This is a genomic window from Streptomyces triculaminicus, assembly GCF_017349075.1.
Classification (GTDB): domain Bacteria; phylum Actinomycetota; class Actinomycetes; order Streptomycetales; family Streptomycetaceae; genus Streptomyces; species Streptomyces triculaminicus.
Genome location: NZ_JAFMOF010000002.1, coordinates 1,134,466 through 1,159,631 on the forward strand (window position 1 = coordinate 1,134,466; position 25,166 = coordinate 1,159,631).

The 25,166-nt window shown below is 73.6% G+C and carries 17 protein-coding genes and 2 pseudogenes; 8 read left to right on the forward strand and 11 right to left on the reverse strand.

The features are described 5' to 3' along the window. Positions 1-12 precede the first annotated feature (12 nt). The 10 genes and pseudogenes from J1792_RS15215 to J1792_RS15260 form a co-directional block, all read right to left on the reverse strand. The gene (locus tag J1792_RS15215) at positions 13-510 is read right to left on the reverse strand and encodes a hypothetical protein (RefSeq protein ID WP_207247465.1); all 498 of its coding nucleotides are present in this window, start codon (positions 508-510) and stop codon (positions 13-15) included. Then, positions 507-1,415 (reverse strand): VG15 protein, encoded by a 909-nt coding sequence (locus J1792_RS15220; protein WP_207247466.1) that lies wholly within the window; start codon positions 1,413-1,415, stop codon positions 507-509. The genes J1792_RS15215 and J1792_RS15220 overlap by 4 nt, the downstream gene beginning before the upstream one ends. After that, on the reverse strand, positions 1,345-2,814 hold the full coding sequence (locus J1792_RS15225; RefSeq protein ID WP_207247467.1) for a phage portal protein: 1,470 nt from the start codon (positions 2,812-2,814) through the stop codon (positions 1,345-1,347). Before J1792_RS15225 ends, J1792_RS15220 begins: the two co-directional genes overlap by 71 nt. 4 nt (positions 2,815-2,818) lie before the next feature. Next, positions 2,819-4,420: a terminase large subunit domain-containing protein gene (locus J1792_RS15230; protein WP_207247468.1), complete on the reverse strand. Its 1,602-nt coding sequence runs from the start codon at positions 4,418-4,420 to the stop codon at positions 2,819-2,821. A gap of 26 nt (positions 4,421-4,446) precedes the next feature. Continuing rightward, complete coding sequence (locus J1792_RS15235) at positions 4,447-4,683, reverse strand: hypothetical protein (protein WP_207247469.1); 237 nt, start codon at positions 4,681-4,683, stop codon at positions 4,447-4,449. Further along, positions 4,683-4,913, reverse strand: coding sequence for a hypothetical protein (locus J1792_RS15240; RefSeq protein ID WP_207247470.1), 231 nt, complete (start codon positions 4,911-4,913; stop codon positions 4,683-4,685). The genes J1792_RS15235 and J1792_RS15240 overlap by 1 nt, the downstream gene beginning before the upstream one ends. Before the next feature lie 1,296 nt (positions 4,914-6,209). Beyond that, a complete protein-coding gene (locus J1792_RS15245; protein ID WP_242646180.1) occupies positions 6,210-7,814 on the reverse strand; it encodes a recombinase family protein in 1,605 nt (534 codons plus the stop codon). Positions 7,815-7,873: 59 nt separating this feature from the next. After that, positions 7,874-8,662 (reverse strand): annotated as a pseudogene (locus tag J1792_RS15250) (helix-hairpin-helix domain-containing protein); the annotation flags it as partial. A 60-nt stretch (positions 8,663-8,722) separates the two neighbouring features. After that, positions 8,723-8,917 (reverse strand): hypothetical protein, encoded by a 195-nt coding sequence (locus J1792_RS15255; RefSeq protein WP_086569235.1) that lies wholly within the window; start codon positions 8,915-8,917, stop codon positions 8,723-8,725. Between the two features lie 185 nt (positions 8,918-9,102). Next, a complete protein-coding gene (locus J1792_RS15260) occupies positions 9,103-12,996 on the reverse strand; it encodes an nSTAND1 domain-containing NTPase (RefSeq protein WP_207247473.1) in 3,894 nt (1,297 codons plus the stop codon). Positions 12,997-13,256: 260 nt separating this feature from the next. Between J1792_RS15260 and J1792_RS15265 the strand changes: the two genes are divergently transcribed. The 5 genes from J1792_RS15265 to J1792_RS15285 all read left to right on the forward strand — a co-directional run bounded on the left by J1792_RS15265 (position 13,257) and on the right by J1792_RS15285 (position 17,910). Next, positions 13,257-14,684, forward strand: a complete 1,428-nt coding sequence (locus J1792_RS15265) for an NAD(P)/FAD-dependent oxidoreductase (RefSeq protein WP_107431046.1) — start codon at positions 13,257-13,259, stop codon at positions 14,682-14,684. Between the two features lie 50 nt (positions 14,685-14,734). Beyond that, positions 14,735-15,295 carry a L,D-transpeptidase family protein gene (locus tag J1792_RS15270; RefSeq protein WP_207247474.1) on the forward strand — a complete coding sequence of 187 codons (561 nt, stop codon included), beginning with the start codon at positions 14,735-14,737 and terminating at the stop codon, positions 15,293-15,295. A gap of 68 nt (positions 15,296-15,363) precedes the next feature. After that, entirely contained in the window at positions 15,364-16,326 is a 963-nt protein-coding gene (locus tag J1792_RS15275) for a hypothetical protein (protein ID WP_086569242.1), read from the forward strand. A gap of 8 nt (positions 16,327-16,334) precedes the next feature. After that, on the forward strand, positions 16,335-17,033 hold the full coding sequence (locus tag J1792_RS15280) for a hypothetical protein (protein ID WP_207247475.1): 699 nt from the start codon (positions 16,335-16,337) through the stop codon (positions 17,031-17,033). Then, positions 17,014-17,910 (forward strand): inositol monophosphatase family protein, encoded by an 897-nt coding sequence (locus J1792_RS15285; RefSeq protein ID WP_086569244.1) that lies wholly within the window; start codon positions 17,014-17,016, stop codon positions 17,908-17,910. Before J1792_RS15280 ends, J1792_RS15285 begins: the two co-directional genes overlap by 20 nt. On the opposite strand, the gene J1792_RS15290 is transcribed toward J1792_RS15285, so the two are convergent. Continuing rightward, on the reverse strand, positions 17,900-19,090 hold the full coding sequence (locus J1792_RS15290) for an ArsB/NhaD family transporter (RefSeq protein WP_307842995.1): 1,191 nt from the start codon (positions 19,088-19,090) through the stop codon (positions 17,900-17,902). The genes J1792_RS15285 and J1792_RS15290 overlap by 11 nt on opposite strands. Positions 19,091-19,161: 71 nt before the next feature. Here J1792_RS15290 and J1792_RS34100 point away from each other — a divergent pair. The 3 genes and pseudogenes from J1792_RS34100 to J1792_RS15295 form a co-directional block, all read left to right on the forward strand. Continuing rightward, positions 19,162-19,512: pseudogene (locus J1792_RS34100) on the forward strand (toll/interleukin-1 receptor domain-containing protein); the annotation flags it as partial. Positions 19,513-20,020: 508 nt separating this feature from the next. Continuing rightward, positions 20,021-20,704, forward strand: a complete 684-nt coding sequence (locus J1792_RS34105; protein WP_242646300.1) for a hypothetical protein — start codon at positions 20,021-20,023, stop codon at positions 20,702-20,704. A 137-nt stretch (positions 20,705-20,841) separates the two neighbouring features. After that, positions 20,842-25,125 carry an NACHT and WD40 repeat domain-containing protein gene (locus J1792_RS15295; protein ID WP_242646183.1) on the forward strand — a complete coding sequence of 1,428 codons (4,284 nt, stop codon included), beginning with the start codon at positions 20,842-20,844 and terminating at the stop codon, positions 25,123-25,125. Positions 25,126-25,166: the final 41 nt, after the last annotated feature.

The window sequence follows — 25,166 nt, forward strand, 5'->3', positions numbered from 1 at the left end:
AAGGCGCGCGGATCAGAAGCTGATGGCGCGGATGCGGCGGGTGATCGCCTCGGGGTCGTGCTCGGCCGGCGCGTCGGGCTCCAGCCCGCCCTTGCCGGTGACGGGCTTCGGGGCGACCAGTGCGGCGAGCTTGCGGGCGTCGGCGGCGATCTCCTCGGGCGTCTCGCCCCGGAGACGTGCCGCGAGGTCGGCGGGCAGGTTGACGCGGGCGGCTTCCTGGTGCCGGAGCACCGACACCTCCATCTCCGCCAGTCGGTTCTTGTAGTCGGCGGCTTCGGCGTCCGCCGCCTTGGCCGCGTCCGCGAGGGCGCGGGCCTCGGCCTGCGCCTTCTCGTACAGCGCGCGGTAGTCCACCGCGGCCTCGGCCGGCTCCCCCGTCGGGGCAGGGCCAGCGGCCGGCGGCTCGGCCGGTACCGCTGCGGGCTCCTTGCCGCCGAAGACTTCGGCTGGCGTCGGGGCCGGGGCGGCCTGCGGCTGCTCGGGGGCCTCCGACGGGGTCTGCTCGCTCACGTGGTGCTGCTCTCTTTCTCAAGTTCTCGACGCCATTCGGCCAGGGTCAGGCCGTCCTTGGACTTCTCCTGCCACAGCCGCATGTAGCGCTGGTTCGCTTCGGGGAGCGTGTGGGTGCGGGTGAAGATCGGGCGCGGCTGACAGTGACAGTCAGGGTGGTAACGCTGCCCGGCCGACAGGCCGGCCGTCGTGGCCGACTTGTAGACCGCGCCCCGGCTGGCGAGCATCGCGCACCAGGCGCACGGGTCGGCGTCGGTCTCCCGGTAGTAGCCCAGCGCCTTCGGGTCGCCGCGTACGGCCTCGGCCAGGGCTTCGCGGCCGCCGTCCTCGGCGATCTGCGATCCGGTGCGGGCGGCTTCCTGCCGGGCGGTCGTCATGACCTCGGCCAGTTCCTTCTCGAACTGCGGGTCATCGAGCCGGCCCCGCCGCTCGGCCGCGCCACGGGCCTTGTCCAGGCGGGCGGTCACCTCGCGGTGGAACGCGCCCTCGGCGCGCCGCTGCTCGGTGCGCTCGTCGTAGCCGGTCCACGGGGAGTCGTCCACCAGCAGGTGGCCACCGCGGCTCGCGGTGCCGGCCTGCGCTCCGGCCGCACGGTTGAACTCGCGCCACAGCCCTTCGAGGGTCGGCCCCTCGGCCGTGGGCGTGCCGGGCAGGTTGACGACCGTGCCGGTCTCCAGCGCGCGTAGCAGTCGGTAGAAGGCGACGGCCAGGCCGTAGGACTTCCGCCGGCCCCGGGCGACGATGGCCCGGTACTCGCGGCCCAGAGGCCCCGCACCGGTCCGTACGTCGTGTGCGGAGATGCCGGCCAGCCATGCGGTCAGGTCGGCGGCGGACTCAGCGGCTATGCGCTCCTGCGCCCGCCGGTACGCGGCTGTCGCCCGCTGTGCCGGCTCGTTCGTCGCCATCGTTCACCCCCTCGTCGGGGGCCTTCGCCTGCTGGCTCGCGGCGATCTCGCGCAGCCGCTGTTCCTGGGCAGCCTTCCACTCCTTGACCGCCTCGTCGATGTCCGACTGCGTGAAGCCGGGGACCTTGCGCAGGACGATGCCGAGCGGGACGCCGATCTGCGACAGCTTCAGGCCGGCGTCGGCGGCCTGGGCGAAGGAGCGGTTGCCCCGGTCGGCCCAGACGACTTCGGACTCTTCGTCCTCGAAGCCGGCCCGGTCGCCGGCTACCAGGGCACACAGCCTCATGACCGATTCCCAGCTCTCGCCGAACGCGGCCTGCACTTCGGCGACCTTGCGCATGAACGCGGACTCGGCCGCCGCAAGCGCGTCGGCCGCCATGTTGACCATGTCCGACATCACGTAGTGCGGCGGGGTCTCGGTGACCATGCAGGCGTGCTTGACCGCCATGGCTATGGAGTCCTGAAGATCCTTCGTGGACTGGGCGGGGAGCTGTCCGAACTCGGTTTCGGCGTTCGGGGAGACCAGCAGCGTGGAGGGGTCAAGGACCGGAGGGAGGAACGTCGGCTGCCCGTTCTCGTCGCGCACGGGGTCGCCGTACTCGTCCAGCACCTCCACCGGCGCGAGGCCGGTGGCGAAGCGGATCGCGAAGGCCCCGTAGTGCTGGGCGATTAGCATGTTGAGCGTCATCTGGTTGATGCGGTCCTGCGTGGTCATGACCCGTTCGACCAGTCCCTGAGTGCGGCCCTGCAAGTCGACCGCCGGCGCGAACCGCACGACCGGGCACACGCCCATGCCGTGCTGCTCGACCTTCGTGACCTTCGGGTCGCCGGCCTCGAAATCCAGGTGGTAGACGGCCTGGTCGTCGATCAGTCGGCCCGTGTGCGGCTCCTGGCCGCCGTCGCCCGGCGTGCGGTCCAGGTGCAGGGCGTACAAGGGGAAGGGGTCGAAGGTGGGGTCCTCGTAGACCGCCACGGTCTTGACCGCGTCGTACGCCCGCACCTGCGGCCGGTCCCGCTTCTCACCCGGCCGCATCCCGGGCAGGACGGTCACGTAACTGTGGCCGGCCGCGAGCGCGCCCCGGTGGACCTGGTGCTGCCGCTGGTCGAGCCGGTTGGCCTGCCACCACTTCCACTCGGGCGCGTTGGTGTCGCTGCCCGAGCGGCGGTAGCCGTCCACACCCATGGCGTTGGTCGGCGCGTCCACGATCAGCGGGACGATGTTGTCGAAGGACCGCTTCACCAGGGCCCGGAACTCCGGGTTGGCCTTCTTCGGAATGAACGGCGCGCGGTGGAAGCCCCGCAGGTACCGGTCGGCCAGGTTCAGCCGCTCGTAGTCCCGCTGGATCAGGCCACGGGCGTGGCGTGCGCGCTGCGTGAGCACGCTCGCGACCTCGGTCAAGCTGTCAATACCCTTCGTACGCGGTCAGCTGTGCCACCGCGCGCTGTGGCTTGAGCTTGCCGGACTCGATCAGTCGCCGGCGGGCGATCCAGCACAGCAGCAGGGCTGCGTACGCATCGACCTTGTGCCGGCTCTCGCGCGACTCCTTGCGGAAGCTGATGCCGTACTGATTCGGCCGCTTCCGGGCGTTCTCCACGTGCCTACGCAGTGTGAAGTGGCCTTGGTGCAGGAGCTGGTGGGCTTCGATGGCCCCCACCATGGCCATGTTCTCCGTGGTGATCTCGCGCTGATTGGCGCGCATGTCGTAGCCCACTGCGGACCGCGCGTTCGAGCGGATCAGCAGCTTCGGGCCGTACTTCTCGGACCACTGGGCGGTGTAGGTCTCCCAGTACGCGACGTCGGAGAGGAACGCCACCACGTTGTAGGTGGTGAAGGCGTTCGCGACGGCGTCGCTGACGACTTCCTTGTCCACCTGCCAGCCGGCCCCGGCGGGACCGTCGGGCTTTTCCCAGACGCCCAGCGGGACGCACAGCGCATCGCGCACGCGCATGGCCACCAAGGCCGTGCTGTCGTCGGCTTCGCCGCCGTCCAGGCCGAGGACGATGCGGTCGCCCGGCCGCAGGTCCCGGCCTTCGATCTCGCACCGGCCCCAGTCCTCGGGGTCGACCAGCGCGTCCTCGGCGACGGTCGTTTGGTTCAGGTACTTGCGGCGGGACTCGTCCTCGGTGGTGGACGCCGACCAGATCTCGGGCATGACCCGGTCCGGATTCACCCAGACCGCGTCGCCCCGGGCGCACAGCAGCGCGGCACGCAACTGCTCCTCGTCGCCCAGGTCGACGCCGGAGGGGGCTTCGACGCTGTCGTAATACAGGCCCGTGGCCCGGTTCTTGCCGTCGCGCTGCTTCTGGAAGTCGTACAGCGTGTTCTCGGCCACCGAGTCCTCGCCGACGACCGGGGCGTTGGTGATCTCCATGTATCGGCCGGAGACCTTGGCGGCGTTGGCCCGGATCGTGGCCGCCAGCTTGGGCCCCTGCGTGGCGGTCACCCAATGCCACGTCTCGTTCATCAGGGCGAAGCTCGGGCGCCCGCCTTCGGCTGCCCGGTAGCTCGACGCCTTGGCCTCCAGCCGGCACCGCCGGCCATCCGGCAGCGTCGCGTAACACTTCTCCTGGCCCAGATCGACCGCGTACAGCGCGATCGTCTCGTCCGTCAGCAGCCCCAGCAGGGCCGACATGGTGTTGGTGTTCTGCGTCGCCGAGGTGGCGAAGATCTGAACCCACGGCTCCTTCGCCGGCACTCCCTTGGGCGAGCCGTCCGCGCGCCAGCCGCCGAAGCGGCACGGGCCCATCAGCTCGACCCAGCACACCGACGCCATCATCGGGTCCTTGCCCCAGCCCTTGAGTCGCCTCAGCGTCCCCGAGGTGTACGTGAACTCGCCCTCGGCGTCGATGGCGTACCAGCGGGCCAGGATGCGCACCTGTTCCGGGGCGTACCGCCAGTCGGCCCGGAAGTGCCGTGCCGTCCACCGCAGGATGTCCCGGGCCAGGGTCAGCTCGGGAACGGTGTCCTCGACGGTCCGCACGGGGGCGAAGACCGGCGCGGGCAAGCGCCACCCCCGTTCGGTTCAGTCGGTCATGTACTGGCCTCCGCGTCGCGCCGGGCCTCGGCCTCCAGCCGGGCCAGCAGCGCCGGCGGGACGTCCGCCGGGCAGGAGGTGAAGGGCTGCGTCATGTCGTGCGCCCACAGGGCCCGCGCCTGCTCGTGCGTGACGCCGCGATCAAGGCACGCCCCGTAGTAGGCGATCGTCCGGGCGATGCGCAGGGCCTCGTTCGACGGGCCGTTCCCGGCCCTGTTCTTGCGGCGGGCCATCAGCGGCGACCCGCCCACCGGGCACCGGCCGCCGAGCGGGAGTTGTGCCCGCGCTCGGCACCGTCGCCTTCGCCGCGGACTTTCGCCAGCAGCGCGCCGGCGGCCTGCCGGAGCTGCCGGGCCTCGGTGATGCCGGGGTGCAGGACGAACATGCCGGCGCGGTTGCCGCCCGGCACCATCTGGCCCTCGCGGCGGACGAGGTCGTCCAGCGACGCGGCGCGGGCCAGCATGGGGGCGGCGATGTCGATCGCCGCCAGGTCCGCCGGCTCCAGCTCCAGCTCGACCTCGAACCCGTCGACGAGAGCGGCGCGGATCTTGTCCGCGTCCTTCAGCTTGGGATCGATGTGCAGGGCGTCGTCTCCTCGGGTCTCAGTACGTGGGGGAAGCGGCTCTCGGCCAGGTGGCGCAAGGGGCGAAGCGGGGAAAAGAGGCGGCCTCGGGATCGCACAGAAACCGAGCTGCTGTCACGCCCCGGTCAGGGAGAATCATGATCAGGGAGGCACCCCCCTGGGGTCGCGGCGCTCGCGACCACTCAGCGGCGACTGATCACGCGACGCGAACGACAAGTGATCAACAACGTTTAAGCGACAGCAAACGAGCGAGTCACACCACAAAGAGAGGTAACGCCTCGGCTCTGCCCGCCGAGGGCACGCCTCGATGGGCGCCATGCCCAAGCGACACCGGCAAGGCCCGCGCGCCAGCACTGTTCGAGAACACGTTGAGCAACGCAGCGCGCATCACCCAGCCCGGCCGTCCACACCACCGGCCACGCGCTCCGCGCGGGCCGCCCTTCCCGGTCGGCACCCAGGGGGTGCAGATGGGGCCCTGGTCGGGAACCACCCTGGGTGTCATCGCAGGCCAGAGGGGGCTTGCAGCGCCCCAGGGTGGGGCCTGCGGCTGTGGGGCATCTCTCGGGCCTCGCGGGCTCGCCGTCGGCCGGCTGCCGCTTCCTGTGCCGTCTTGCGGGCGTGGTGCCAGTGACACAGCGACCACAGCGCCTCGGGCCGGTGGTCGTGCGGGTCGAAGCGGTGGTCCACCTCGGACGCTTCCTCGAAGCATGGGAGACCGGTGTCGTACCGCACCCACTGACAGAGATTCGCGTCCCGCAGCAGGACGCCGGCCCGGACGCGTGGCCAGTTGCGCGGGAGCTGAGCACGGCGGGTGCTGGTGGACCAGTTGCCGGTCAGACATCCTCCTTGCTGGCACATGGGACGCTCAACGCCCCGCCCGGGGTCGAACCATGGGAGGAGAGTCACCACGGGACCGCGCCGGACGGGGCGGGTTGCAAGGCCGCGCTACGGGGCGTCGCTCCGTCTCCTGCGCACGCACGCGCGTGGCGCTCTCGGCCTTGCACCCTGATTAAGTTCGGGTGGGGTACAGCAGGTGGAGCGGTCGGCACGGTGCCCCGCTGGGCGAACTGAACATCACGCCCAGCAGAAAAGGCGCTGCCCGTTCCTTCTTCTCCTAGTGCGTATTAGGGAAAGAGGTACGGACAGCAGCCTTTTCGCTGTGCCCTCGATGCGAGGTCACGCGGCGGCAGCTCGCGTTCCGATCCCATCGTCGTGCTTACCATCGGGTTGGTGCGCCACCGGTTTTCCCGCCTTCGCCCACTTGATCGTCACCCGCTGGTTGCCGTCGAACCTTGTCCCCTTCTTCGGAGACTTCTTGACGGTCACGTAATCGATCGCCAAGCGGAGCAGGTCCCGTTGCATGGGCAGGGTGGCCGTATCCCAGAGCTCTTGGACCTGCTCCGGCTCGGTCAGGAATCCCACGGCGTCCAACGACGTTGTGGGGCCGTGCTCGGCGAGCAGCGCCCGGGCGTCCTTGAGGTCTTGGAGCGCTTCCCTCTCGTGCTCTTCGAAGAGGTCTTCCATCAGGTCGTAACGGCCCTTGTTCCGGTCCATCATGAGCCGCCGCATCCGCTTCTGAGCCGTTTCTACGGCCTCCAGGGCCTCTCGGTGAGCTTGGGTCTCTTCGGGCCGGGTGAGAAGTGCCCAGCGTTCCGCGACGGCCAGCAGCAACGGGTCTTTGGCATCCGAACCGCCGATGCGGTTGATCCAGCGAACAGCCGCGTACTCCTCAAGAGGCTTCTTGGACACGAACGCAGGAGCGGGGCAGGCAAGGCCCTGCTGGTGATGCCGGTAGCACCCGTAGGACTCTCGCGACACCGTGACCATAGGGCCCTTGCAGCCGTGACACCGTAGGGCGTCGGCGAGTAGCGATTGCGCTTTCCCTTGCTGGGGGAGCTGGTGACTGTTGGGTGCCGGGTCCCGCCGACTGAGGTGCTGCCTGGCCTTCTTGACGATCGCCGCGGGGATGGGTTCGAACCCCTCGGCGAACACGCCGACCCGGTGCCTCCGCGCGTTCTTGTAGACGAGATTCACGGGTGAGTTTCCAGCCGGGTTCCGAATGATCTGCCATCCCTCGTACACGGGATGGTTGACGATTCGGCTCAGTGTGGATACGGACCACGATTTGCCACCGGGGGACAACTCGCCCTCCCGGTTCATGTCGAGCACCAGCCCCCGGCCGGACACCTTCCCCTCGGCGAGGGTGTAGAAGATCCGTTCCACCACGGGCCACCGCTCGCCGTGCTCCAGCTTTCGGTCCCGGTTGGGCCTGAGTCCGAACGGGTGGACACCCAACCACTCGCCTCGCTCACGCTGTACCTGCTTGGTCTGCACCACGTTGTGTGAGAGGCGTTCGGAGTACTCGCGAGCCTGCTCGGCATAGTCGATGATCCGGCGTCGGTCCCCGGGCTCCATGGAGTCCAAGCGGTCGTACCAGAAGATGACGCGCACCTTGCCGATGACCCTTAGAAGATCTTCGGCGCCCTTGCGGCTGAACCGGTCCAGCCGATAGCACCACAGGACACTGATCTTTCCTGCGGCGAGTGCGGCTAGCGCCTCGTCGAAGTCCTCGCGTTCCCGATCTTTGTATGCGGAGCCCAGCTCTGCCCAGACGAATTCCGGGGGCACCTCGGCCCCGGCCTCTGCGGCCTCCCGATGGCCGGTCTCTATCTGCGCCTCGGTGCTCAGTTCCCGACGCCGGTCGCCCTTCCCGTAGACCTTCGACTTACGGGCCAGGATGCCCCAGCGGGGGCGCTCGGGTGGCGTGCCCATGTCTTCCATCTTCACTCTGACCTGCGGTTTTCGCTCGTTGAGGCAAGGTGTCAGAGTGCTTCCGCGCCCTTGGAGCCGGTGAAGTAGAGCAGGCCCGCGCCCCAGGAGTCGGGGGGCAGGACCCGTAGGTCGACCTGCAGGCCCTTGGTCGTGCGGATCGAGGTCTTCTTCTCGCCGTGGGCGATGACCTCGGCGGTGTGGGGGAGGGCGGTGAAGGCCTCCATGAAGGGGGCCGACCGTTCGGCGGCGACGAGGACGTCGACGTCGCCGATGGTCTCCCGCATGCGGCGCAGCGAGCCGGCGTACGCGCAGCCCTCGCAGCCGGGGACGGCGGAGAGCGCGGCGACGACGAGGTCGGCGACGTCCATGGCGCTGCTGAGGAGGATGCGGCCGCCGCCGGCGTGCTGCATGAGGGCGATGCCGTGCAGGATGTTGGCCTCGGTCTTCTCGCCGAAGCCCTTGAGGCCGCGCAGGCGTTCCTCGTGGATGGCGTCGAGGAGTTCCTCCACGGACGCGACGCCCAGTTCCTCGTGGAGGGTCATGGCCTTCTTGGGGCCGAGGGTGGGGATGGTGATGAGCTCGCGCACCCCGGCGGGAATGTCCGCCCTGGTCTCCTCGAGCGCGGTGACGTGGCCGGTGCGCAGGAATTCCAGGACCTTGTCGGCGATGGACCTGCCGACGTTGGGGATGTCGAGCAGGCCTTTCGCGTCGAGCGTGGAGACGTCGCCGGGGTGCCCGCCGATGGCGCGGGCGGCCTTTTCGTAGGCGCGCGCCTTGTAGGCGTCGCCGCCCGTGATCGCGATCAGGTCGGCGTACTCCTGCAGCAGCGCCTCGACCTCCTCGTTGGCCCGGGCCATGGGTCCAGCGTGCCATCGGGAGGTCCGCGGCGCATGGCGGGTCGCGTGGCGCGTGGCGGGTCACGTTCTGGGGCGGTTGTGCCAGGCGGTGTAGAGGCCGGTGAGGGCGGCCGCGTAGTCGGTGAGGGCGGCCGGGGAGGCGCGGCCTGCCAGGGCCAGGGCGAGGCAGGCGGCCATGGTGACGGTGAAGGCGTAGACCTCGTCGCGGTCCGCTCCGGGGGGCGTCGCGGCGGGGATGGCAGCGATGTGGTTCATGTCCGGGCTTCCTTCACATCGAGAGGGTGAGGGGGCGAGGGGGCGAGGAGCGAGTGGAGAGTGGCGCGGACCGGATATGTCCGACATTCAGAGCTTCGGCGGACGCGCGGGCCGGGCACAGGGGTTTCCCGTTGCCTCTGTACGAGAGGCCGTCGGGCAACCCCCTGCGACCTGCGGTGTCGTCCTCAGGAGCAGCCGGGCCCGTAGGGCACGTCGGGGAGCAGACGGCGCCACGCGGGCTCGTCGACGCGGCTCAGGGCGCGGCAGGTGGTGGCCAGGACGCCCGGTACGTCGAGCCGCCACCAGCGCACCGACCCGTCCTCCGAGACGGACACCACCGGGCCCTCGTCGGCGACGAAGGCCGCGGACCGGACCCGGTCGGTGTGCCCGGTCAGGGTGAGCAGCAGGCGCCCCTCGCGCGCGTCCCAGATCCGTACGGTGTTGTCGCGGCCGGCCGTGGCCAGGCGGGTGCCGTCGGGGCTGAAGGCGACCGAGGTGACCGGGCCGGTGTGGCCCGCCAGGGTGCGCAGGCTGCGCCCGTCGCGCGGGTTCCAGAGCTTGACCGTGTCGTCGCGGCTCGCCGTGGCGAGGATGCCGGTGGGGCCGACGGCCAGGCCGAGGACGGTGTCGGCGTGTTCGGTCAGCCGGTGGAGCACGCGGCCGTCGGACAGCCGCCAGATACGGGCGGTGTTGTCGAGGCTGCCCGTGACGAGTGTGGCGTCGTCGAGGAAGAGCACCCGGTAGACGGCGTCGGCGTGACCGGTGAACGTCCGCTCCGGCCGGGGGGTCTCCTCGGCGGCCCCGCCGGTGACGCGCCACACCTTGGCGGTGTGGTCCTCGCCGCCGGTGGCCAGCGAGCCGGCGTCGCCGGGCCGGAAGGCGAGGGAGGTGACGGCCCGGCCGTGCGCCCGCCAGCGGCCCATGGGCCGGTCCGGGCCGGAAGCGTGCCGTGCGTCGGCCGTCCGCGATCCGTCGGCCGTCGGCAAGACGTCGGCCGTCCGCCATACGGTGACGGTGCCCTGCTGGTCCCCGGCGGCGATCAGCGAGCCGTCGTGGCTGAAGGCCACCGCCCGTACGGGCTCCTGGGACACCCGCAGCGTCCGTGTCGTCCGGTGCCCGGCCTCGCCGGTCCGCCACAGGCGCAGCGTTCCGTCGTGCCCGGCGGCCGCCAGCAGCGACCGGTCCGGGCTGAGGGCCGCGTCCAGCCAGGCCGTACCGGGCAGCGGGGCGTTGACCGACGACTGCGGGGACCACAGACGCAGCGTGCCGTCCTCGCCGCAGGTCGCCAGCGACCGGCCGTCCGGGGAGAACGCGACGCCGTGCACGGGGCCGAGGTGGCTGGCCAGGAGGGCGATGCGGCGGTGCCCGGCGACGTCCCAGACGGCGGCGGTGTCGTCCTGGCTGGCTGCGGCCAGTCGGGTGCCGTCCGGGGAGAACGCGACGGCGAAGACCGAGTCCTGGGCGCCCTCGAGGGCCGCCTCCCGTGCGCCGGTCGCGGTGTTCCACAGCCCGACGGCGTCGTGCCATTCGCCGGTGGCCAGGCGGCTTCCGTCGGGGGAGAAGGCCAGGGCGTGGACCTGGCCGTGCTCGCGGGTGCCGATGACCCGGGCGCCGCCGTCGCGGACGTCCAGCAGCCACACCCTGCCGTCCAGCCCGGCCGCGGCCACCCGCCCGCCGTCGCCGGTGACGGCCACGGCGTACAGCTGCCCGAGCCCGGGGTCGTGCACCGTGACCCCGGCCGCGGCGTCGCCGGGGCGGGAGAGCCGGACCGTACCGTCCCTGCCCGCCGTCGCCAGCAGTCTCCCGTCGTCGGACAGGGCCACGGCCCGTACGGGCCCGCGGTGCCGCGCGCCCGCCGGCACCGGCACACGGCGGCCGCTGCCGGCGTCCCACACCGACACCGTGCCCGCGTCGTCGCCCCAGGCGGCCAGGGTGTTCCCGCGTGCCACGGCGAGCGCGCCGACCGGCGCGGTGCCGCGCGCCACCACGCGCGTACGCCGGGGGCGGGCCGTGTCCCACGCGCGTACGGTCCCGTCCGCGCCGGCCGACAGCGGCCCGCCGCCTCCGGGGCCCGACGGCCGCCAGGCGACGGCGAGGACCGGGCCGTGGTGGCCCGTCAGCCGTCCGGCGTACGACTGGGCTTGGGAGCTGAGCACGGCGCTGGCGGCGGCCGGGGTGTGCGCCTGCCGCCAGGCGGCGGTCGCCAGCAGTATCGACGCCTCCGGCCGGGAGGTGCTCAGCGCGGCGGCGCGGAAGGCCAGTTCGTCGGAGCGGGCCGCGGCGCGCTCGGCCATGGCCCGCCGGCCCTGGTGGAGGGCCACCGCGCCGCCGGTCAGGGTGAGCACGAGGAGTACGGCCAGGCAGGCCAGGAGCCGGCGCAGCCGCCGGGTGCGGCGGAGCTCGGCCTCCTGTTCGGCGGCGGCGTGCGCGGTCGCGGCGTCCAGGTAGGCCTGTTCGACGCCGGTCACGGTCGCGACGGGGTGGGCGGCCAGGTCGCGGGCGGCGGCGAGGCGGGCGCCGCGCGGCAGCAGCGCCGGGTCGCGGCCCTCCGCGTCCCACTGCTCGGCGGCGGCCCGCAGCCGCTGCCATCCGTGCAGCAGGGCGGCGTGGCTCTCGATCCACTCCCGCAGCCGGGGCCAGGCGTGCGGCACGGCGTCGTGGGCCAGGGCGACCCGGTCGGCGTCGACGGTCAGCAGCCGGGCGCGGGCGAAGGCCTCCACCGTCTCCGGCGCCAGCACCTCGCGCGGCACCCGGCGGCGGGCGGCCCGGCCGTCGGCGTCGACGCGGACCAGCTGCAGCAGCGCGGACCTGGCGGCGTCCTGACGGTCCGGGGGCAGCCGCGCGTAGGCGCGTTCCGCCGTGGCCGCCACCGCCCCGGCGATGCCGCCCGCCTCCTGGTAGCCCGCCACCGTCAGCGAACGGTCCCGGCGTCGTTGCCAGGTGGCCAGCAGCGCGTGGGACAACAGCGGCAGGGCGCCCGGCTCGTGGCCGGGCTCCCGCTCCTCGCCGCCTCCGGCGCCCAGGTCGCGCAGGATCAGCTCCACCAGTCCCGGCTCCAGGTCCAGGCCCACGGCGTGCGCGGGCCGCACCACGGCGTCGCGCAGCTCCGCCGCCCGCAGGGGCTCCAGGGGCAGCTGTCCGTCCCGCAGGGCGGCGGCCAGTTCGGGGAAGGCCAGGCACCGGCCGTAGAAGTCGGCCCGCAGGCCGATCACGACCAGCGCCGCCGGGACGCCCGGGCCGCCGGCGGACGCGCTCGCGGGGGTGCCGGTCGTCAGCGCGTGCGCGGCGCGGATGAACTCCGCCTGCTCGCGGGGGTCCGGGCAGAGGGTGAAGACCTCCTCGAACTGGTCGACGACGAGCACCAGGCGTACGGGCTCGTCCTCCCCGTCTCCTGTTCCCTCCCGCGTCCCGTCGAGCGCGGCGCGCACCGCCTCGGCGAAGGCCAGAGGGCCGTCGTCGGCCAGGACCTGTGCGAGCCGCGCGGGGTCGGCGCCGGCGGCGGAGGCGACGCTCGCCATGAGCTCCGCCACCGGTCGTTCTCCCGGCTGCAGGGTGACCACGGGCCAGCGGATCGAGCCGCGCACCGGCAGCACGCCCCGGCGCAGCTCGGGCACCAGCCCGGCCTGCAGCAGCGACGACTTGCCCGTGCCGGAGGCCGCCACCACGGCGGTCGGCCCGCAGCCGTCCAGCCGCTCGGTGAGCAGGCGCACGAGCGCCGCCGTCGCCCGTTCGCGGCCGAAGAACCAGTCCGCGTCGGCGCTCCCGTAGGCCGCGAGCCCCCGGTACGGGCACACTTCGAGCGGTGCCCCGCGCGCTCCGCGCCGCCCCGTCGGCGCGATGAGCCGGGTCAGCTCGCCGCCCGCCCGCAGGGCGCCCTCGCAGCGCCGGGCGACCTCCACGGTCATCGGCTTCTTCCCGGACTCGACCCGGCTGAGGTAGCTCTTGGTGTAGTGCACCAGATGGGACAGCCCCGCCAGCGACATCCCGCGCTCCTGCCGCAGCCGGCGCAGGTGTTCGCCCGGCTCGACGGTGGAGGCGGGCGCGCCGCCGCTCTCGCCGTCGTCTCCCCGTGGGGCCATGAAGGCGGCCTTTCTCCGCGAACGATCCGGTTTTCCCCGATCTCGTTCTCCCGATCCCTTTTCCGCAGTCTGTCCCCATGGGACGCTCGCAAGGACCGTACGGGGATGTGCCACCGGCAAAACCGGTCCTTCGAGTGACCGGACGGAACGGAGGTGACGGGGGAGACGGGCGGGGCCGGGGCCGCCCCCGCCCCGCCGCCGCTGCCGGTACCGTTGCCCGCACGGGCAGTTGGCAGCCCGGACGACCGGATGGGGTGGGCATGGAGAACACAGCGGACGTCACGGCGGGGGAGCACGGCCTGCGGGCCGTCGGCGGACGGGCGCCGCGCCACGCCGTCGTCATCGGGGGCGGCCTGGCGGGTCTCCTGGCGGCGCACGTGCTGAGCGGCCACGCCGACAAGGTGACGCTGGTGGAGCGGGACCGCTTCCCCGACGGCCCCGAGTCCCGCGCCGGCGTGCCGCAGGACCGGCACACGCACGTCATGCTGGAGAGCGGCCAGCGGGCGCTGGAGGACCTGCTGCCGGGGATCCTCGATGAGATGCGCGAGCACGGCGCGCCGAGCGTGGCCATGCCCACCGAGGTCGTGCAGTGGCAGGCGGGCCACTGGTACCGCCGCACGGCGCCGACCGCCCACATCCTCACCGGCTCCCGGCCGTTGACCGACTGGCTGGTACGCCGCCGCGTCCTGGCCCATGCCCGCATCGACACCGTCCAGGGCGCCGAGGTGACCGGCCTGCTGGGCGACGCCGCCCGCGTGCGCGGCGTCCGGCTGCGCGAGCGGGGTACGGCCGCGCGGGACACCCGCGACCTGCCGGCCGACCTCGTCGTGGACGCCTCCGGACGCTCCTCGCGCGCCCCCCAGTGGCTGACCGCGCTGGGCGCCGAGCCGCCGCACGAGGAGACCATCGAGACGGGACTCGCGTACGCCACCCGCTTCTACCGCTCCTCCGGCCGCGACGAGCAGCCCTTCCGGGGCGTCTTCGTCGTCCCCAACCCCTCCCAGCTGCGGGGCGGCATCCTCATGCCGCTGGAGAACGGCCGCTGGTCCGTCATCCTCTCCGGCCTGCGCGGCGCCGAACCGCCCACCGACGAGGCCGGGTTCCTCGAGTTCGCCTCCCGGCTGCCGCACCCGGTCCTGCACGACTGGCTGCTGAAGGCGGAACCGGACACGCCCATCCACGGGTACCGCAAGACCGGCAACGTCCGGCGCCGCTACGACCGTCCCGGCCGCCGGCCGGCCGGTTTCCTGGCCATCGGCGAGGCCCTGTGCTCCTTCAACCCCGTCTACGGGCAGGGCATGTCGGTGGCGGCGCTCAGCGCCGTCGTCCTCCGCGAGGCCCTGGCCGGCGGGCGCCGGGTGCCCACGACGCGGCGGGTGCAGAAGGCCCTGTTCGACGCCGTCCGGCAGGCGTGGGAGATATCGGCCGGGGCGGACAAGAACATGCCGGGCGCCACCGGCAGCGCGCTGCGCCCCCGCCTCGCCGACCGGCCCGCCGACTGGTACCTGCGGCGCGTGCAGCAGCGCGCCACCGGGGATCCGCGCGTCGGCGAGGTCTTCCGCGGCGTGCTGTCCCTGACCGCCCCGACCACCGCCCTGTTCGCACCGTCCGTCGTCCGGGCCGTCCTCCTCGGCCCCGCGCCGTGGGCGCCCACCGAGCCGCCGGCCCACCCCGAGGAACAGGGCTGACGGGCCGCTCCGCCCCGCGTCCCGGACGCGCCGACCCAGGAGAGCCGACGATGTCCCTCACCTCACCGACACGGACGGCCGCCGTCGTGCGGGGCGGCGCCCTCGGCGCCGCCCTGGCCGCCGCCGCCCTGCTCGCCGCCCCCACGGGGCGGGCGGCGGCCGCCCCGGAACCCACCCGGCTGCAGTTCACCAAGTACTCGCCCACCGACTCCCGGCTGAGCGTCCTGCGGAACGGCAGGACCGTCGTGGTCTACCGCGCCGGGTCGGGCGTCAACGACAAGGAGTGCGAACGCGGACGCGGCTGGCTGCCCAACGGCACCTATCCGCTCGGCCGGCACCACACCGCCTACGGCGGAAACCTCATCAAGGGCTACGCCATCGAACTGGGCAACAAGCTCTGCTACCAGGGAATCAACCGGACCGAGCTGTTCATCCACAGCGAGATGACCCGCTCCGGAGGCCAGGGCGGCCCGGAGGGTCAGCGCTGGGACGGCGTCGGCGACTACTCCTCCCACGGCTGCGTCAAACTCAGCCCGCAGGACATCAAGAGCCTCTTCCTCACCCTCGACCGAATTGGCTGGCCGACGACCCTTCGGGTCGTCAACGGCTGATCCACAGCCTGGCTTTCGGCCAGGCACCGATCCTACGATTGCCGTAACCGGGGGAGAGGTCGTGGGCCATGGCGCGCAGAACAGCTGAACTGGGACGCGGGATCGAGCACGCGGTCGCCTGGACCCTGCGGAATCTCGACGGCGTCGTCGCCATGGCCGCCGCCCTGATCATCGGCACCCTGGACATCCTCGACCAGAAGATCGACAGCAATGTCACCTCCGGTGCCATCCTGCTGGTCCTGGCCGCGCTGGTGTTCGGGACGCTGACCGAGCGTCGGCGCCGGATCGTCGACATCAGGGAGGCGATGAGCGGCACCCGGCACGCCCTGGAGGACCTCACCATGGTGCGCTCGCTCTCGGGCGCCGAGCTCGAGAGCGCCCTGGACCGGGCCCGCCAGAACACCGACCGCTGGGTGTTCAAGGGCGGCACGGGCACGTACCTGCGCGCGGTGACCCTGCCGGTGTGCGTGCGGGAGGCGCAGCGTCAGCGCCGCTCCCTCACCATGAAGATCGACATCGTCAATCCGGCCGACGAGCAGGCCTGCGCGGCCTACGCCCGCTTCCGGCAGACCTTCGCCCACCGGCTGCACGCGGTCCCGGCCGAGGCCTGGAGCGCCGAGCGCACCCGCAAGGAGTCCTTCGCCACGGTCCTGGCCGCCTGCTGGTACCGGCAGCGCCTGGACACCCTGGAGATCGACGTCTACCTCTCCTCGGTCGTCCCCACGCTCCGCTTCGACCTCTCCTCGTCCTGCCTGATCATCACTCAGGACGACCCGCAGCGCGTCAACCTGCTCGTGGAACGGGACCGGCCGCTGTACGACTACTACGTCACCGAGCTCCACCAGAGCCGCGAGCAGGCCCACACCCTCGACCTCAGCCGCACCGAGCCGCTGAGCGAGGAACCGACGGTCGACGAGGTGCTGCGGCTCTTCGACCGCCTCGCGCTGCCGCTCCCGGCGTCCTTCACCGACCGCGACGTCGGCGACATCATCGACAAGGCACTGCACGCGGAGAATCCCTACCGGAGGTGAACTCCCCCGTGCGACGTCCCCTGGAGTACGGACTGATCGAGGCGGCCATGACCCGGGCCCGCGACGGCACCGGGGGAACGGGTGCGCTGCTGGGCGCCGCCGCCTCGGCCCTCGAGGAGATCGCCTCCGGACGGCGCGAGCTGCGGGCCGTACGCCACCCGCTGGGCTTCCTGTGCCTGCCTGTGGAGCGGGAGGCCGAGCGGGGGGTCTGCGTCCATGTCTTCGGCGTCCGCGGCCCCGCAGCACGGCACGCCGCCGCCCTGACCACCTCGCCCGTCCACGCGCACAGCTGGGATCTGGCCAGTTGCGTGCTGTACGGGCAGGTCGGCAATCTGCGGGTGCGGGTGCGCGAGAGCCCCGAGCGGCCCACCCACCGCGTCTACGAAGTGCGCAGCGGCCCCGCGTCCGTGGACGAGATCCGGCCGACTCCACGCCTGGTGACCTACGAGGCCGGCCCCGAGGAGACCAGCGTGGGCGGCGAGATCTACACCCTGCCGGCCGGGCACTTCCACGCCACCGTGGTACCGCCCGGCACCTTCGCCGCCACCCTGCTGCTCGGCCGCTCGCTGCCCGGCCGGCACGACCTGAGCCTCGGTCCGGTGCATGGCGCCGTCCACCGGGTGGTACGACTGACATGCGGCGCCGAGCAGACCGCCCGGACGGCGCGCACCGTCCTCAGGAGGATCCATGGGCACCCTTCCGGATGACGACAGCCCCCGCTCCCCGGCCCCGTCGGCGGAGCCCTTCGCGGCGGAACGCCAGGTGGCCGTCGACGCCGCCCGGGAGGCCGGGGCGCTGCTGCGCTCGCGCTTCCAGGACGACTACGGCGTCCGCGCCAAGGGCGACGCGGGCGACGTGGTCACCGATCTCGACCTGATGGCCGAACGCCTGGTGGTGCGCCGGATCCGGGAGCGCTATCCGGACGACCGGATCCTCGCCGAGGAGGCGGGCGCGACGGGCGCGGCGGACGCCGCCACCCGCCGTACCTGGCTGGTGGACCCGCTCGACGGCAGCAACAACGTCGTCATCGGCCTGCCCGCCTACGTCGTCGGCGTCGCCCTGTGCGTCGACGACCGCCCCGTGGTGGGTGTGGTCCACGACCCCGTGACCGAGCGGACGTGGACGGCGTCGCGGGGCGGCGGCGCCTACGGTCCGCGCGGCCGGCTCACCGGCCCCCGCGCGCCGCTGGCGCCCTCCGGGCCGCTGCTCGCCTGGACCCAGGGCCACGCCGTCGGCCGCCGCGACCCCGTCGCCCTGGGGCTCAAGGACGCGCTGGAGGGGCGCTGCCGCCGTCTGCTGCAGCTGTGGGCGCCCCTGCTGGCCTGGGCGATGCTGGCCCGCGGCGACATCGACGGCTTCGTGGGCTACCGCGCCGAGGCCATCGACCTGCCGGCGGGCGCGCTGCTGGCGGCCGAGGCGGGGCTGGAGATCCGGGCGCTGGACGGCGGCGTCTTCCGGGGCGGCGTCAGCGGCCCGGACACCGACCGCAGTTTCGTCGCGGGACGGCCCGAGGACATGCCCTACCTCCTCGGCCTGCTCACGCGCCGGGCGGACAACGGCCGCCCGCCCGTGCTCACCTGGTGAGGGCCAGCGCGGCCACGGCCGCCGGCAGGGCGGTCGCCGCGAGCACCGCGCCCGTCGCCATGAACCGCCCGGGCGAGACCCGGACCCCCTGCGCGTGACAGCGTTCGAACCACAGCAGGGTCGCCAGCGACGCCCACGGCGTCACCACCGGGCCCACGTTGGTGCCGACCAGCAGCGCCAGCAGCTGATCGTGGTTGTCCACCGGGACCGCCGACTCCCCGGCCAGGTAGACCGGGAGGTTGTTGAGCAGGTTGGACAGCCCGCCGCCGACCGCCCCCGCCCGCAGCATCCCCGGCAGCCCGCCGTCCGTTCCCACCGCGGTCGCCAGCAGCCGGTGCAGGCCGTTGACGTCGACGGTCTGCACCACCAGGAACAGCCCCGGCACGAGCACCAGCAGCCGCCACGGCACCAGCGAGGGCCGCAGTACGGACCGTGCCCGCAGCGCGAAGGCCCCCACGGCGAGCGCGGCGGCCGCCGCCGACGCCGTCCACAGCGGCACGGCGTCGATCAGGATGGCCAGCAGGAACCCCGCGCAGGCCAGGGCGCACACCCGGAACAGCACCCGGTCCGCGGGCCGGTGCGGCGCGGGCGGCACGTAGACCTCGGCGCCCCGCACGCCGCGCCGCCAGTAGAACACCCACAGGCAGACCATCGTCACCGCCACGGAGGCCAGTTGCGGCGCCCACATGCGCGCCGCCAGGCCCGCCGGGGAGAGCGCCACCCGGTCGGCGGCCAGCAGGTTCGTCAGGTTGGACACCGGCAGCAGCAGGCTCGCGGTGTTGGCCAGCCATACCGTCGTCATCGCCAGCGGCACCGCGGCGATCCCCACCCGGGAGGCCAGGGCCAGCATCACCGGCGTCAGCAGCACCGCCGTCGTGTCGAGGTTGAGGGTCACCGTCGTCAGGGAGGCGAACGCCACGCACAGCACGAACAGCATCGCGTAACTGCCGCGCCCCGCCCGCGCCACCCACGAGGCGACCACGTCGAACACCTCGGCCCTGCTGGTGAGCTCGGCCAGCACGATCACCGTGCCGAGGAACGCCAGCAGCGGCGCGATGCGCGTCATCGCGTCCCCCGCCGACCGCGCCGGCAGCAGCCCCGTGGCAAGGCACAGCAGGCCGCAGGCCAACACCCCCCCGGCCAGCCAGTCCAGCACATGCAGACGTCGTAAGGCGTGCACGGGCAAGAGCATCGCACACCATTCGCGCGAACACAGTGACCGGGTGCGAGACCGTTCCTAGGATGGGGACCATGGTCGCACGCCAGGAAATCGCCGGGCAGAACCGGCTGTTGGACTTCTTCATCAGCTATTCCCCGGCCGACGAACGCTGGGCGGCCTGGATCGCCTGGACCCTCGAGGAGGCCGGCTACCGCACGGTCATCCAGGCCTGGGACTTCGTACCGGGAACGAACTTCGTCGACTTCATGGACCGCGGCGTCAGCGAGTCCGCCGCCGTCATCGCCGTCCTCTCCCGCAACTACGAACGCTCCCGCTACGGCCGCATGGAGTGGCAGGCCGCGCTGCGCGCCGACCCCGACGCCCCGGAACGCCGGCTGATCACCGTCCGCGTCGAGGACATCCCCGTCGAGGGCCTCCTCGCCACCATCACCTACGTCGACCTCGTCGGCGTCCAGGACACCGACGCCGCCCGCGAACTGCTGCTCACCCGCGTCGGACACGCGCTCGAGGGCCGGGCCCGCCCCGACAGCCACCCCCGCTTCCCCGGCTTCCCCAGCCGCCGGACCGGCCGGCCGCGGCGGCGAGCGTCCCGCCGCCCGGCCGGCAGCCGGGCAGCCCCGGCTGGGCGGGCCGCCGCCGTCCCGCGAGCCCGCCCGGCTACCCCCAGGCGCCCGAAGGAGGCCGGGGCAGGGAGTCCCTCTCCGTCCTCCACCTCGCCGGCCCCTCCTTCGGCCGCGGCGCCGACCCGGCCGAGCTGCAGGCCACCATCTGGGGCGACCTCGTCGAGCTCACCGACGCCGGCGCCCCCGCCCCCGACCTCCTCGTCGTCACCGGCGACCTCACCGCCTCCGGCAGCCCCGCGAGTGCGACCAGGCGCTGAACTTCCTCACCGGCCTGCGCTCCCGGCTCGGCCTCGCCGCCGACCGGCTCGTGGTCGTACCCGGCGGCCAGGACGTCAACCAGGCCGCCTGCCGCGCCTACTTCAGCACCTGCGAAGCCGACGAGATGCAGCCCCGGCCGCCCTACTGGCCCAAGTGGCGGCACTACGCACGGCTGTTCCAGGAGCTCTACCAGGGCCTCGACACCGTCTTCGACGGCGACCAGCCCTGGACCCTGTTCCCCGTCCCCGCCCTGCGCACGGTCGTCGCCGGCCTCAACTCCTCCATGGCCTACAGCCACCGGCCCGACGACCAGTACGGCTGGGTCGGCGCCGAGCAGGCCGCCTGGTTCGCCCAGGCCCTGCGCCCGTACGAGCAGGAGGGCTGGCTGCGCCTGGGCGCCCTGCGGCACGCCCCGGAGACCGGCCGCGCGCTCGACCCCGACGACGCCGGCGAGGGCCGCACCGGCACCACCGCCCGGCCCGCGCGCACCACCCTCGGCTACGACCCGGGCCGCACCCCCGGCCCCGGGCGGCGCACCACCACCCCGCGCCTGCGCGACACCGACGTCCTCACCCGCCTCACCGCACCACGCCTGCACCTGCTGCTGCACGGCCCCACGGGCGACGGACGGGCGGCCTCCGGCCCGGCGGACGCCTTCGCACTGCCGCTGACCAGCCGCGACCTGCCCGTCCTCGGCGCCGCCGGCCCGGGCCGGCACCGGCACCGGCTCTGAAGCTCACCCGCGACGGGTTCACCGCCTGGCCGGAGAGCCCCGAAGAGACACCCCGCCGCTACGCCGTCGCCTGGCACGGCACCCGCGCCCTCGAGCCGGACCCCGCCCCGGGCGAACCGGCCCCCGCGGACGACCCCATGCCCGGCGACGAACCCCCCGCGCCGGAGACCCGCACGCTCCAGGGCCCCCTCGAGGCGCTCGTCGACCGCGTCGCCGACGTCTGCCGCATCCGCCACGAAGGCGTCCAGCTGCGCCGCGTCCCCGGCGACCCGCCCAGCCTGCTGGTCACCTGGACCGAGTCCGGCTTCGTGCGCCAGCAGCGCGTCGGCGTCTGCTCCGGCACCCCGCGCGCCGAGGACATCGACCGCTTCATCGACCACGTGCACGCCTCCGACAGCGATCCCGACGCCGAACTCGTCCACGACGGACCGCCGCCCGAGCGCGCCCTGCGCGAACGCGCCCGCCGCCGCGGCGTCCTCGTGCGCAGCTTCACCGCCTTCCAGGGCCTGCTGGACCTGCGCGGCTACGTCGCCGGCCAGACCGAGCGGCTCACCGGCGACCCCCAGTACCAGCCCTCCCTCTACCTCCCCCAGCGCTACCGCGAACTCGAGCGCCCCGGCGGCGTCGAGCGCGACGGCCTCGTCGACGACGTCCTGCGCCTGCTCGACGCCGACCACGGCCGCTTCCTGCTGCTCCTCGGCGACTTCGGGCACGGCAAGACCTTCGCCCTGCGCGAGATCGCCCGCCGCATCCCCGAGGAGCTGCCCCACCTCGTCCCCGTGCTGATCCAGCTGAACGCCCTCGACAAGGCCCACACCCTCGACGGCCTCGTCGCCGCCCACCTGGCCGGCCACGGCGTCGACACCATCGACCTGCGCGCCTTCCGCTACATGCTCCGCCAGGGCCGCATCGTCCTGCTCTTCGACGGCTTCGACGAACTCGTCAACCAGGTCAGCTACGACCGCGCCGCCGACCACCTCCAGGTGCTGCTCGACGCCGCCGTGGACAGCGCGAAGATCATCGTCAGCAGCCGCACCCAGCACTTCCGCTCCCAGGCCCAGGTGCTCACCGCCCTCGGCGAACGGGTCGGGCTCCTCCCGCAGCGCCGCGTCCTCGCCGTCCAGGAGTTCACCCCGCGCCAGATCCGCTCCTACCTCGTCAACCGCTACGGCGACGAGCACGCCGCCGACCGCCGGATGCGGCTCCTGGAGGGCATCCCCGACCTCCTCGCCCTCTGCCGCAACCCCCGCCTCCTCAGCTTCGTCGCCGATCTCGACCACGAACGGCTGCGCGCGGTCGCCGGTGCCGGACGCGCCCTGAGCCCCGCCGGGCTGTACGAGGAGGTGTTCACCTCCTGGCTGCGCTTCGAGGAACGGCGCGGCCTGGGCGGCCCCGGCGGCACCCCCGGCCTCGGCCTGCGCCAGCTGTGGCAGGCCGTCACCACGCTGGCGCTGCGGCTGTGGGAGAGCGGCGAGAGCGCCCTGCGGCTGGACGAGCTCAACGACGTGGCCGAGACCCTGACCGAACTCGCCGACAGCAGGCTGTCCGTGCCCCAGGCCGCGCACGCCGTCGGCTCGGGCAGCCTGCTCGTCCGGACCGACGAGGGCCTGTTCCGGTTCATCCACGGCTCGGTGGCCGAATGGCTGGTGGCCCGGGAGGCCGCGGAGCGGCTCGGCCACGAGGGCCACGGCGAGGCCGCCCTGCTGGCCCGCCGCCACCTCAGCCGGCTGGCCGTCGAGTTCCTGTGCGACCTCGCCGACCACCGCACCTGCCAGCGGTGGGCCGAGGCGACGCTGGCCGCCGAGACGGGCGAGGCCGACGGAGGCGCCGGCGAGACCGCCAGAGCCAACGCCGTGAAGATCCTCAACCGCCTCCGGGTGCCCGCCCACACCGACCTGCGCGGCGCCGTCCTCGCCGGGGAGGACCTCTCCTACCGCGACTTCTCCGGCGTCGACCTCACCCGCGCCGACCTCACCGACGCCGGCCTGGTGGGCGCCGACTTCTCCGGCGCGATCCTGCGCGAGGCCCGCCTGGCCGGGGCCCGCCTGGACGACGCCGACCTCGGCCGGGCCGACCTGCGCGACGCCGACCTGCGCCGGGCCCGCCTCGTACGCACCGACCTGCGCGGCGCCCGGGTCACCGGCAGCAGCTGGCACCGCGCGGCCCTGATCAACGCCGTCGCCGACCGGGACGTCCTCGCCACCCCCGAACTGCGGGCCGCCGCCGTCGCCCCCGGCCTGCCCGCCGAACCGGGCTTCAGACCCTCCGCCGTCGGCGTCCCCTACGGCTTCGACATGCGCACCAGCCGCCTGCCCGAACCCGTCGCGTTCAGCCCCGGCGGCGAACTCCTCGCCCTCGGCAGCGAGGACGGCGGCGTGCTGGTGTGCGACGCCGCCACCGGCACCGCCCTGCGCACCCTCCAGGGGCACATGGGCCGCGTCTACGCCGTCAAGTTCCGCCCCGGCGTGCTCGCCACCGGAGGAGCCGACGGCACCGTACGGCTGTGGGACCCGGTCTCGGGAGCCTGCCTGCACCGGCTCGAGGTGCACCCCGACGGCGTCTGGCCGGTCTCGCTCGACCGCTCCGGCACCCGCCTGGCCACCGGCGACGCCGAGGGCACCGTCACCCTCTGGGACGTCGCCGGCGGCACGCCCCTGCACCGGCTGGCGGGACACCACGCCCCCGTCTACACCGCCGTGTTCAGCCCCGACGGCACGGTCCTGGCCACCGGCGACGCCGCGGCGGCCGTACGCCTGTGGGACACCCGCTCCGGCCGCCTCCTCGGCGAGCTGACCGGCCACCGGGGAGCGGTCTACCGCGCCTCCTTCAGCCCCGACGGAACGCTGCTGGCCACCGGCGACATGGGCGAGGCCGACCGCGGCACCGTACGGATCTGGGACGTGGCCGAACGGCGGCTGCGCCACACCTGCGCCGGCCACCCCGGCCGCGTCTACACCCTCGACTTCCACCCCTCGGGCACGCTGCTGGCCAGCGGCGACACCCAGGGCCACGTCCTGCTGTGGGATCCGCGCACCGGAAGCCCCGCGGGCGCCCCGCTCCTCGGGGGCGGGGCCGTCTACCAGGTGGTGTTCGACCCCGAGGGCGGCCTGCTGGCCGCGGGCGGCAGCGACGGCTCGGTCCGGCTCTGGCAGCTCGCCCCGGCCCCGGCCGGCGGCGTCGGCTGGTCGGCCACCGCGCTGCGCCGTCAGCCCGCCGACCACCAGGGCTCGGTGTGGGCCTGCCGGTTCCGGCCGCACGGCGGTGCGGCGGGTGCGCCGGACGCCGGGCCGCTGCTGGTCTCGGCGGGCAACGACGGAGCCGTGCGGCTGTGGGACACCGTCACCGGCCGCGGCAGGAGCATCCTGCGGGGCCACGGACGCAAGATCGTCAGCCTGGCGTTCGGCGACGGCGGCGCCCACCTGGCGGCCTGCGGGAACGACGGCGTGGTCCGCCTGTGGGAGCCGTCCACCGGGCGCAGGATCCGCGAGCTCACCGGGGACAACGACCGCCTGGTCTCCGCCGTGTTCGCCCCCGGCGCGCCCGTGCTCGCGACCCCCAGCAGCGACGGCGACGTCTATTTGTGGAACGCCGCCACGGGCGAGTACCAACGCGAGATCGACGCCGAGACCGACCACGTCTGGGCCGAGGCGTTCAGCGCCGACGGCGAGATCCTCGCCACCGCCAACGACGACGACACCGTGCGGCTGTGGTACCGCGGCACGGGCGCGCAGGTGACCACCCTCGACGGGCACCGCGGCCGGGTGCGTTCGATCGCCTTCACCGCCGACGGCTCGCGGCTGGTGACCGGCTGCGACGACAGCCACGTACGCCTGTGGGACCTGCCCGGCGGCGGCCTGGCCGCCGAGCTCGCCGGGCACGAGGGCCGGGTGTACGCGGTGGTGCACGGCCCGGGCGACGCCTGGCTGGCGAGCGCGTCCTGGGACGGGCAGGCCATCGTCTGGCGGGACGGCGGGATCCGGCACCGGCTGCGCGGGCACTCCGGCAGGATCTGGACCGCCGCCGCCCATCCCACGCGTTCGCTGCTGGCCACGGCGGGGGACGACCGGGTCGTCCGGCTGTGGGATCCCGAGTCCGGCCGGGAGACCGGCTGCCTCACCGGTCACACCGGTCGCGTCCTGTCCCTCGCCTTCAGCCCCGACGGCACGCTGCTGGCCAGCGGCGGCGAGGACGGCACGGTCCGGCTGTGGTCGGTGCCGGACGAGGGCACTCCCACCCCCAAGGCCACCCTGATCGGCGTCCCGGGCGGCTGGGCCGCGCTGAACCCCTCGGGCGGCTACAAGTTCGACGGCGACGTGGCGGGGGAGTTCTGGCACGTGGTGGGGATGTGCCGGTTCGAGCCCGGCGAGCTCGACGACCTCCTGCCGGGGGTCCGGCGCCTGCCGCAGGACGGCGCGATCTGACGGGGCGCGGGGCCGGGCGTCCCGGCGTGTGACCCCTGGTG

Coding starts and splice junctions, on each gene's coding strand:
- J1792_RS15260 (WP_207247473.1), bottom strand. CDS start 12,996: ATGGCCCCACGGGGAGACGACGGCGAGAGCGGCGGCGCGCCCGCCTCC.
- J1792_RS15220 (WP_207247466.1), bottom strand. CDS start 1,415: ATGGCGACGAACGAGCCGGCACAGCGGGCGACAGCCGCGTACCGGCGG.
- J1792_RS15265 (WP_107431046.1), top strand. CDS start 13,257: ATGGAGAACACAGCGGACGTCACGGCGGGGGAGCACGGCCTGCGGGCC.
- J1792_RS15245 (WP_242646180.1), bottom strand. CDS start 7,814: ATGGAAGACATGGGCACGCCACCCGAGCGCCCCCGCTGGGGCATCCTG.
- J1792_RS15285 (WP_086569244.1), top strand. CDS start 17,014: ATGGGCACCCTTCCGGATGACGACAGCCCCCGCTCCCCGGCCCCGTCG.
- J1792_RS15240 (WP_207247470.1), bottom strand. CDS start 4,913: ATGCTGGCCCGCGCCGCGTCGCTGGACGACCTCGTCCGCCGCGAGGGC.
- J1792_RS15235 (WP_207247469.1), bottom strand. CDS start 4,683: ATGGCCCGCCGCAAGAACAGGGCCGGGAACGGCCCGTCGAACGAGGCC.
- J1792_RS15295 (WP_242646183.1), top strand. CDS start 20,842: ATGCCCGGCGACGAACCCCCCGCGCCGGAGACCCGCACGCTCCAGGGC.
- J1792_RS15255 (WP_086569235.1), bottom strand. CDS start 8,917: ATGAACCACATCGCTGCCATCCCCGCCGCGACGCCCCCCGGAGCGGAC.
- J1792_RS15270 (WP_207247474.1), top strand. CDS start 14,735: ATGTCCCTCACCTCACCGACACGGACGGCCGCCGTCGTGCGGGGCGGC.
- J1792_RS15275 (WP_086569242.1), top strand. CDS start 15,364: ATGGCGCGCAGAACAGCTGAACTGGGACGCGGGATCGAGCACGCGGTC.